Raw genomic sequence first — 8,946 nt, 5'->3', positions numbered from 1 at the left:
GAGGGGGTGGTAGGCCAGACGTAAAGCGAAGCAGTCTGGCCTACCACCCCCGGAGACCCGTCACCGCACCCCGACAGCCCCGCGCAGCGGACACATCGGCTCGCCCCGCGCAGCGGACCGGCGCCGCAGGCGCAAAGACAGCAACCCCCACGGCGGGAAAGCCGACAACGTGGGAAGCAGCCCAGGCGCAGGCCCAAGCCGACAACGAGACTAAGAAATCGTCGCGTTGGACGGGGGGACCCCCTCGGCCCCGCGGGAGACGTCCTCCGCCGCGCGCAGAACCCGCACCGCGTTGCGCCACGTCAGCTTCGCCAGGTCGGCCGACGACCACTTGCGAGCGATCAGCTCGGCCACCAGCGTCGGGTAGCTGGCCACGTCGGCCAGATCCATCGGCGTGAAGGCCGTGCCGTCGTAGTCGCCGCCGATGCCGACGTGGTCGATGCCGGCGACCTCCCGCATGTGATCGAGATGGTCGGCGACGATCGCCGCGGTGGCCGCGGGACGCGGGTTGGCGGACTCGAAGGCGCGCTGGACCGCCATCCCGCGCTCGGTCGTGTCGAGGTGGTGCAGGCCGTGCGCGCGCATGTTCTCGTCGGCGCGCTGGGTCCACTCGACGGCCGCGGGAAGCACGAACTTCGGGACGAAGGTGGCCATCGCAACGCCGCCGTTGGCGGGGAGTTGGGCCAGTACGTCGTCGGGGACGTTGCGCGGATGGTCGCAGACCGCGCGGGCCGAGGAGTGCGAGAAGATCACCGGGGCGGTGGTGACCCGGAGCGCGTCCCGCATGGTGTCGGGCGAGACGTGCGAGAGGTCGACCAGCATGCCGAGGCGGTTCATCTCGCGGACGACCTCCTCGCCGAAGGGCGACAGGCCGTGGTGGCGGGGCTCGTCGGTCGCCGAGTCCGCCCAGTCGTTGTTGTCGTTGTGGGTGAGCGTCATGTAGCGGACGCCCAGGGTGTGGAAGGCCCGCAGGGTGGCCAGCGAGTTGTTGATCGAGTGGCCGCCCTCGGCGCCCATGAGGGAGGCGATCCGGCCCTCGGCGCGGGCCGCCTCCATGTCGTCGGCGGTGGTCGCCAGGCGTAGGTCCGCTGCGTAACGGGTGGTCAACTGCCGTACGACGTCGATCTGTTCCAGGGTCGCACTGACGGCGTGGTCGCCGGCGTAGTCGGAGCGTACGTACACCGACCAGAACTGTGCGCCGACCCCGCCGGCCCGGAGGCGGGGGATGTCGGTGTGCAGGCTGGCGCTCTGGTCGGTGGCGACGTCCCGCCGGTCGAGGTCGTAGCGGACCTGTTCGCGCAGCGCCCAGGGCAGGTCGTTGTGGCCGTCGACGATCGGCCACTGCGCGAGCAGCTCGCGGGCGGCGTCCAGGGGGGCCGTCACTTGCCGCTCCCGAAGCCGAAGCCCGCGGCGCCGGCGACCTTGTTGCGCAGCCGCTTGCCCTTCTCGGTGGCCTGGTGGTTGAGCTCCTGCTGGAACTCCCGCATCCGGGCGCGGAGTTCGGGGTCGTGGGCGGCGAGGATGCGGGCGGCGAGCAGCCCGGCGTTGCGGGCGCCGCCGACGGAGACGGTGGCGACCGGGACGCCGGCGGGCATCTGGACGATGGAGAGCAGGGAGTCCATGCCGTCGAGGTACTTGAGCGGGACCGGGACGCCGATGACCGGGAGGGGGGTGACGGAGGCGAGCATGCCCGGGAGGTGGGCGGCGCCCCCGGCGCCGGCGATGAGCGCCTTCAGCCCGCGGTCGGCGGCCCGCTCGCCGTACGCGATCATCTCGTGCGGCATGCGGTGGGCCGAGACCACGTCGACCTCGTAGCCGATCTCGAACTCGTCCAGGGCCTGGGCGGCGGCCTCCATGACGGGCCAGTCGGAGTCGGAGCCCATGACGATGCCGATGACGGGGGCGTCGTCGGCGGGGCGCGGGGCGGGGTGGCGGTCGGGGGCGGTGCTGGCCGTCATTCCGTGATCATTCCTCGCAGGTAGCCGGCGGCGTGCGCGGCGCGCTCACGCACATCCGCCAGGTCGTCGCCGTAAGTGTTGACGTGCCCGACCTTGCGGCCCGGCTTCACGTCCTTTCCGTACATGTGAATCTTCAACTGCGGGTCGCGTGCCATGCAATGGAGGTACGCCGCATACATGTCCGGGTAGTCACCGCCGAGGACGTTGGCCATCACCGTCCAACGGGCGCGCGGGCGCGGGTCGCCGAGCGGGAGGTCGAGGACGGCGCGGACGTGGTTGGCGAACTGCGAGGTGATCGCGCCGTCCTGGGTCCAGTGACCGGAGTTGTGCGGTCGCATCGCCAGCTCGTTGACGAGCACGGCGGGGGCGCCGTCGGCGTCGCGGACCTCGAACAGCTCGACGGCGAGGTGGCCGACGACGCCGAGCTCGTCGGCGATCCGCAGGGCGAGCTGCTGGGCGTGCGTGGAGAGTTCGTCGGAGAGGTCGGGGGCCGGCGCGATCACGGTGTCGCAGACGCCGTCGACCTGGACGGACTCCACGACCGGGTAGGCCACGGCCTGGCCGTGCGGGGAGCGGACCACGTTGGCGGCCAGCTCGCGGACGAAGGGGACCTTCTCCTCCGCCAGCACGGGCACGCCGGCGCGGAACGGCTCCTCGGCCTCCTTGGCCGATCGCACGATCCAGACGCCCTTGCCGTCGTAGCCGCCGCGAACCGTCTTGAGGACCACCGGGAACCCGCCCGGCCACCGCCCCTCATCAAGGCGCTGCGCGCCGCCCCCGCCGATTTCGGCGGCGAAGCGCTCCACGTCGGCCGGGTCGGCGACGATGCGGTGGCGCGGGCAAGGCGCCCCGATGGCGTCCAACTTGGCCCGCATCACGCCCTTGTCCTGGGCGTGTACCAACGCGTCGGGGCCGGGCCGGACGGGGATGCCCTCGGCCTCCAACGCCCGCAGGTGCGCGGTGGGTACGTGCTCGTGGTCGAAGGTGAGCACATCGCAGCCGCGGGCGAAGGCGCGCAGGGTGTCCAGGTCGCGGTAGTCGCCGATGACGACATCGCTGACCACCTGGGCCGCCGAGTCCTGCGGGGTGTCACTGAGGAGCTTGAACTTGATGCCGAGGGGGATACCCGCCTCGTGGGTCATACGGGCGAGCTGACCGCCACCGACCATGCCGACTACCGGGAACGTCACGCCCCCAGGGTATCCGGCCGGCCGTCGCGGACCCGACCCGGGTTGGAGGATCGTCCGAGGCTGACGTTCGAGGGTGATCGTGAAGGTCCACAACAGCGGTGAGGTTCCGGACCGGGTGCGGAAGGGTTCCACCGTCCCCGGCCGGCGATAGGGGGAGGCCGCATGGAGATCGGCGGCATAGCGAGGAACTCCCGGGCGCTGGTGACCGTCGTCGCCGTCGCCGCCCTGCTGATCGCCCTGTACACGGTGATCAGCCAACTGTCCGGACCGGCGGTGTACGGCCCCGACGACACCGAGATCACGGTGTCCGCCGGCGACCGCTTCACCATCGAGGTCCCCGACGACCCCGACGACGCCTTCCGCTGGATCGTCGCCGACCCGCGTCCGGATCCGGCCGTTCTGAAGGCGGGCGCCAACCGTCCCGCACCGGACGATCCGCCCGGCCGGCCGTCGTCGTCCGACCGCGCCTCCCGGGCGCTGGACTTCGAGGCGGTCCGCCCGGGCCGCGCCGACCTGCGGTTGCTGTACTGCCGGCGGTGCGCGACGGGCGCGGCGTACGAGCCGGGGGCCCGCATCCTCAACTTCCGGATCATGGTCCGCTGATGGCCGGTCCTGACCGCTCTCGCGCACGGGCGTGCGGAGCGGGCCTCCCGGGCACCGGGGCACAGGGAGCGTGGTTAGCATGAGGGACCCCACCGGGCCCCCGGCCCGCCCACCCCCACGAACAGGGAGCTGAACGATCACCATGAGTGAACCGAGCGCGCTGCGGTCGCGGCTGGAGGCGCTCATCCGGGAGATCGTGAAGTTCGGCGCCGTCGGCGGCGCGGGGGTCGTGGTGAACTTCGCGGTCTTCAACCTCGTCCGGCACCTGACCGAACTCCCCGTCGTCCGGGCGAGCGTCGTGGCCACGGTGGTGGCCACGATCACCAACTACATCGGCTACCGCTACTTCGCCTACCGGGACCGCGACAAGCAGGGCCGGACCCGCGAGTTGACGCTCTTCCTGCTGTTCAGCGTGGTCGGCCTGATCATCGAGAACGGCATCCTCTACACCGCGACCTACGGGTTCGGCTGGGACGACCCGCTGCAGAGCAACGTCTTCAAGTTCCTCGGCATCGGGATCGCCACGCTCTTCCGCTTCTGGTCGTACCGCACCTGGGTCTTCCGCGGACTGCCCGCCCGGGAGGCGGTGGAGACCGCCGAGTCGTTCCTGGCGGACGGCTCCCGGCTGCCGAGCGGCGTCTCCCGGAAGTAGCCGCCCGCGCTCACACCTCGGTGAGCTCGCTCTCCCGGGCCAGGAACAGCGCGAAGACCGGCGGGTGTTGCTGGAGGAGCTCCAGGCGCCCGCCGTCGGCCTCGGCCAGATCCCGGGCGACGGCCAGCCCCAGGCCGGTGGAGTTGCGGCCGGAGACGGTCCGCTCGAAGACCCTCGAACCGAGGTCCGGGGGGACGCCGCGGCCGGCGTCGGTGACCTCGACCACGGCCTGGTTGCCGGTGACGCGGGTGCGCAGCGCGACCGTACCGGCGCCGTGCATCAGGGAGTTCTCGATCAGGGTGGCGAGCACCTGGGCGACCGCGCCGGGGGTGCCGACGGCCCGCAGCCCCTTCTTCCCGGAGCGGACGATGGCCCGTCCGGCGCTGCGGTAGGCCGGGCGCCACTCCTCGATCTGCTGCTTGACCACCTCGTCGAGGTCGAAGGCGACGGCCGAGCCGGTGCGCGGGTCACGGGAGTTGGTCAGCAGCCGCTGCACCACGTCCGTCAGCCGCTCCACCTGGGCCAGCGCGATGGTGGCCTCTTCCTTGACGGTGTCCGGGTCGTCGGTGAGGGTGATCTCCTCCAGCCGCATGGACAACGCGGTCAGCGGGGTGCGGAGTTGGTGGGAGGCGTCGGCGGCCAGCCGCCGCTCGGCGGTGAGCATCCGCGCGATCCGCTCGGCGCTGGCGTCGAGGACGTCGGCGACCCGGTCCAGTTCCTGGACGCCGTAACGGCGGTGGCGGGGCCGGGGGTCGCCGGAGCCGAGCCGCTCGGCGGTCTCGGCGAGGTCGGTGAGCGGGGCGGTGAGCCGGCGGGCCTGCCGGATGGCGAGCACCACGGCCGCCAGGATCGCCAACAGGGCGACGGCGAGGATCACCAGCAGGGTCCGGCCGATCTCGGCGCTGACCGTGGCGCGGGACTCCTGGACCGTCACGGCCTCGCCGCGGTCGCCGCGCACGTTGGACTCGATCACGTCGCCGGTCGGGCGCGGCCCGATCTCGATCTCCGGCTTGCCGGGCACCTTGATGACGGCGTAGCGGTGGGCGGTGATCTGCTCCGAGAGGATCTCCGGGGTGATCTTCTCGCCGCTGCCCAGCCGGCTCTCCACTATCCCGACCAGCCGGACGGCCTCCGACGACACGCTCTCCTGCGCGCCGGCCTGGATCGTGCGGGTCTCGACGATCACCAGGGAGACGCCGAAGACGGCGATGACGACGAGCACCACGGCCAGCGTGGAGTTGATCAGTCGGCGACGCACGGGCCCCTAGCTCTTTTCGAAGCGGAAACCGACCCCGCGGACCGTGGCGATGTACCGCGGGTTGGCGGCGTCGTCGCCCAGCTTCTTGCGGAGCCAGGAGATGTGCATGTCCAGCGTCTTGGTGGAGGACCACCAGGTGGTGTCCCAGACCTCGCGCATCAACTGGTCGCGGGTGACGACCCGGCCGGCGTCCCGCACCAGGACCCGCAGCAGGTCGAACTCCTTCGCCGTGAGCTGGAGTTCCTCGTCGCCCATCCAGGCGCGGTGCGACTCGACGTCGATCCGCACGCCGTGGGTGGCCGGCGGCTGCTGGGGCTCGGCGGTGGAACCGCGCCGGAGCAGGGCCCGGACCCGGGCGAGCAACTCGGCCAGCCGGAAGGGCTTGGTGACGTAGTCGTCCGCGCCGGCGTCGAGGCCGACGACGGTGTCCACCTCGTCGGCGCGGGCGGTCAGCACCAGGATCGGGAAGGAGTGGCCTTCGTTGCGCAGCCGGCGACAGACTTCCAGACCGTCCATACCGGGCAGTCCCAGATCCAGGACCACGAGGTCGATGTTGCCCTGGAGACCGGCGTCGAGGGCCGTCGGGCCGTCCTCACGCACCTCGACGTCGTAACCCTCGCGGCGCAGGGCGCGGGCGAGCGGCTCCGAGATGGACGCGTCATCCTCGGCGAGCAGTACACGGGTCATGCGCCGATGGTAGTCCGATGTACCGACAGCCTGGGGCGGACCAGCACGGATGGGCGACAGCCGGCCCGTTCCGCGCCCGCTCGCGCGCCCCGGAACGCGGGCGCGCGAGTGTGTATGTGGTCGACTCCACAGGCGCAAACGGTTCCGGAAGCGAGTGTGAGCGTTCTCTCACCCCTTCAAACGACCCGCCCGGCGGACGTATGGTGTCCCGAACGTCCGACGCACAACCCCGGGACCTATGGCGATCAACTGACGTCATCGGTCCCTGTTGTGTGCGGGGCTGGCACCTCCAGTCCCTTACACAGTGAAAGACCTGTCGACCGGGTCCGCCGGCCGCTGTTGCGGCACGGGGGCGTGGATCCCGGTGTCCGGCCTCCCGTCGGTCCCCCTGCGTGGGGTGCCGAACCTCCCGGACGTGAGGGCGGGCGGGGCGGGCTCCGGTGCCGGTCATCCCCCACCCGGGCGCGCACCGAGTTCTCTCGGACGCGTCCCGAGAAGCATAGGAACCCACCATGGCGTCCAGCCTGACGAAGGGCGCGGCCGAGCAGGGAACCCCTGCCGACGGCGGCAAGACCTTCTTCGGCCACCCACGCGGCCTGGCCACTCTCTTCATGACCGAGATGTGGGAGCGCTTCAGCTTCTACGGCATGCGTGCCCTGCTCGTCCTGTATCTGATCTCCGGTGGCACGGACGCCAAGGTGGGCTCCCAGGGCGGTGGTCTGGCCATGACGGCCGCCTCCGCCACCGCGATCTACGCGGTCTACATGGCCCTGGTCTACCTGCTCGCCATGCCCGGCGGCTGGTTCGGCGACCGGGTCTGGGGCCCGCGCAAGACGGTGATCGTCGGTGCGTCCATCGTCATCGCCGGCCACGTCGTGCTGGCGATACCGGGCCAGACCTTCTTCGTCGGCCTGGCGATGGTGGCGTGCGGCTCCGGCCTGCTGAAGTCCAACATCTCCACGATGGTCGGACACCTCTACAACGGCCCGCAGGACCCGCGCCGGGACGGTGGTTTCACCGTCTTCTACATGAGCATCAACATCGGGTCCATGGCCGCGCCGATCGTCGTCGGCGGCATCGGCCAGAGCATCAACTGGCACCTGGGCTTCGCGACCGCGGCGCTGGGCATGGCGCTGGGTCTGCTCCAGTTCCTGATCGGCACCCGGCACCTGAACCCCAAGAGCCACCAGGTGCCGACCCCGCTGACGGTGCAGGAGCGCAACGGCTGGCTGCGCAAGGGCCTGATCTGGGTCGTCATCGCCGCGGTCTTCTACGGGATCGTCGCGGGCACCGGCCACTTCACGCTCAACTGGGCGCTGCTCCCGCTGGCCATCATCGGCATCTGCGTGCCGTGCTTCGTGCTGCTGCGGATCAAGCGGGACAAGGATCTGACCGAGACCGAGCAGGCCAAGGTCAGTGGCTACCTGTGGTTCTTCGTCGCCGCCGCGGTCTTCTGGATGATCTTCGACCAGGCCGGTTCCACGCTGAACGTCTTCGCCGAGAAGAACACCGCGGAGTCCGTCTTCGGCCTGGCCTTCCCGTCCTCCTGGCTCCAGTCGATCAACCCGGTGTGGGTGCTCGCCCTGGCCCCGATCTTCGCCTCGATGTGGCTGGCGCTGGCCCGCCGCAACAAGGAACCCAGCACGCCGGTGAAGTTCGCCATGGCGATGGTGCTGATCGGTGCCTCCTACTTCTTCTTCCTGCTGCCGATCGCGATGTCCTCCGACGGCACCAAGGTCAGCCCGATGTGGCTGATCACCGTCTACGGCCTCCAGACGATGGGCGAGCTGTGCCTCTCCCCCGTCGGTCTGTCGGTGACGACGAAGCTGGCCCCGCAGAAGTACGCCAGCCAGATGATGGGCGTCTGGTTCCTCGCGGTCACCGCGGGCGACAGCGTCATCTCCCTGGTGTCCATCGCCGGCGCGGACCTCAGCGGCACGGGCGTGTTGATCACCGAGGCCGCCCTGGCCACGCTGGCCGGCGTCGCGGTCTTCATGTACCGCAGGAAGATCAGTCCCCTTATGGGGGACGTGCATTGATCTGCCCCTGCTGACGGAAGCGGACCCGGCACGGATGACCCGTGCCGGGTCTTTCTCTTCCCACGGGAGCCGGTGGCGGGCTGCTTCCCACGTTGTTGGCTTTCCCGCCGTGCGGGGTGCTGTTGCGCCTTGCGGCGCGGGCCCGTCCGCTGCCCGTCCGCTGCGCGGGGCGGTGCCGCTGCGCGGGGCGGTGCCGCTGCGCGGGGCGGTGCCGCTGCGCGGGGCTGTGCCGCTGCGCGGGGCTGTGCCGCTGCGCGGGGCTGTTGGGTGCGGTGACGGGTCTCCGGGGGTGGTAGGCCAGACTGCTGCGCTTTACGTCTGGCCTACCACCCCCTCCGACCCGTCCCCTCCCGATGAGGGGTGGATTTCTCCGGGTGGGGGCTAGTCACTGTGGTCCCCTGACCGTCACCGCTCAACCCAGCGGCCCGAGTTGACCCACCGGGAGGGCGTGGCACTCACCGGTTTTTCCCACCCTCCAACGGGAGGGGACGGGCCGGAGGGGTGGGGGTGCCAGACGTAAAGCGAAGCAGTCTGGCACCCCCACCCCGCAGGCCCGTCA

8 protein-coding genes are annotated in these 8,946 nt (G+C 71.0%); 3 read left to right on the top strand and 5 right to left on the bottom strand.

Annotation, left to right across the window (positions count from 1 at the left end; all coding sequences use genetic code 11):
- Positions 1-210: 210 nt before the first annotated feature.
- From ACIQU6_RS43130 to ACIQU6_RS43120, 3 genes are read right to left on the bottom strand one after another with little or no spacing between them, the layout of a single operon-like run.
- Positions 211-1,383 (bottom strand): dipeptidase, encoded by a 1,173-nt coding sequence (locus tag ACIQU6_RS43130; protein ID WP_403487946.1) that lies wholly within the window; start codon positions 1,381-1,383, stop codon positions 211-213.
- Complete coding sequence (gene purE / locus ACIQU6_RS43125; RefSeq protein ID WP_274915377.1) at positions 1,380-1,958, bottom strand: 5-(carboxyamino)imidazole ribonucleotide mutase; 579 nt, start codon at positions 1,956-1,958, stop codon at positions 1,380-1,382. The genes ACIQU6_RS43130 and purE overlap by 4 nt, the downstream gene beginning before the upstream one ends.
- Positions 1,955-3,148 carry a 5-(carboxyamino)imidazole ribonucleotide synthase gene (locus ACIQU6_RS43120; RefSeq protein ID WP_403487944.1) on the bottom strand — a complete coding sequence of 398 codons (1,194 nt, stop codon included), beginning with the start codon at positions 3,146-3,148 and terminating at the stop codon, positions 1,955-1,957. Before ACIQU6_RS43120 ends, purE begins: the two co-directional genes overlap by 4 nt.
- Before the next feature lie 162 nt (positions 3,149-3,310).
- Between ACIQU6_RS43120 and ACIQU6_RS43115 the strand changes: the two genes are divergently transcribed.
- Both ACIQU6_RS43115 and ACIQU6_RS43110 read left to right on the top strand, forming a co-directional pair.
- On the top strand, positions 3,311-3,751 hold the full coding sequence (locus ACIQU6_RS43115; RefSeq protein ID WP_403487942.1) for a protease inhibitor I42 family protein: 441 nt from the start codon (positions 3,311-3,313) through the stop codon (positions 3,749-3,751).
- A gap of 142 nt (positions 3,752-3,893) precedes the next feature.
- Positions 3,894-4,403 carry a GtrA family protein gene (locus ACIQU6_RS43110; protein ID WP_403487940.1) on the top strand — a complete coding sequence of 170 codons (510 nt, stop codon included), beginning with the start codon at positions 3,894-3,896 and terminating at the stop codon, positions 4,401-4,403.
- Positions 4,404-4,413: 10 nt separating this feature from the next.
- On the opposite strand, the gene ACIQU6_RS43105 is transcribed toward ACIQU6_RS43110, so the two are convergent.
- The gene (locus ACIQU6_RS43105; protein ID WP_403487938.1) at positions 4,414-5,661 is read right to left on the bottom strand and encodes an ATP-binding protein; all 1,248 of its coding nucleotides are present in this window, start codon (positions 5,659-5,661) and stop codon (positions 4,414-4,416) included.
- Between the two features lie 6 nt (positions 5,662-5,667).
- On the bottom strand, positions 5,668-6,348 hold the full coding sequence (locus ACIQU6_RS43100; RefSeq protein WP_016575659.1) for a response regulator transcription factor: 681 nt from the start codon (positions 6,346-6,348) through the stop codon (positions 5,668-5,670).
- 512 nt (positions 6,349-6,860) lie between these two features.
- Here ACIQU6_RS43100 and ACIQU6_RS43095 point away from each other — a divergent pair.
- Positions 6,861-8,387 (top strand): peptide MFS transporter, encoded by a 1,527-nt coding sequence (locus tag ACIQU6_RS43095; RefSeq protein ID WP_403487936.1) that lies wholly within the window; start codon positions 6,861-6,863, stop codon positions 8,385-8,387.
- Positions 8,388-8,946: the final 559 nt, after the last annotated feature.

Source organism: Streptomyces sp. NPDC090442, from assembly GCF_044769405.1.
GTDB lineage: Bacteria > Actinomycetota > Actinomycetes > Streptomycetales > Streptomycetaceae > Streptomyces.
The sequence above is the reverse complement of the archived record's forward strand: the minus strand, read 5'-3'. Positions and strand labels throughout refer to the sequence as shown.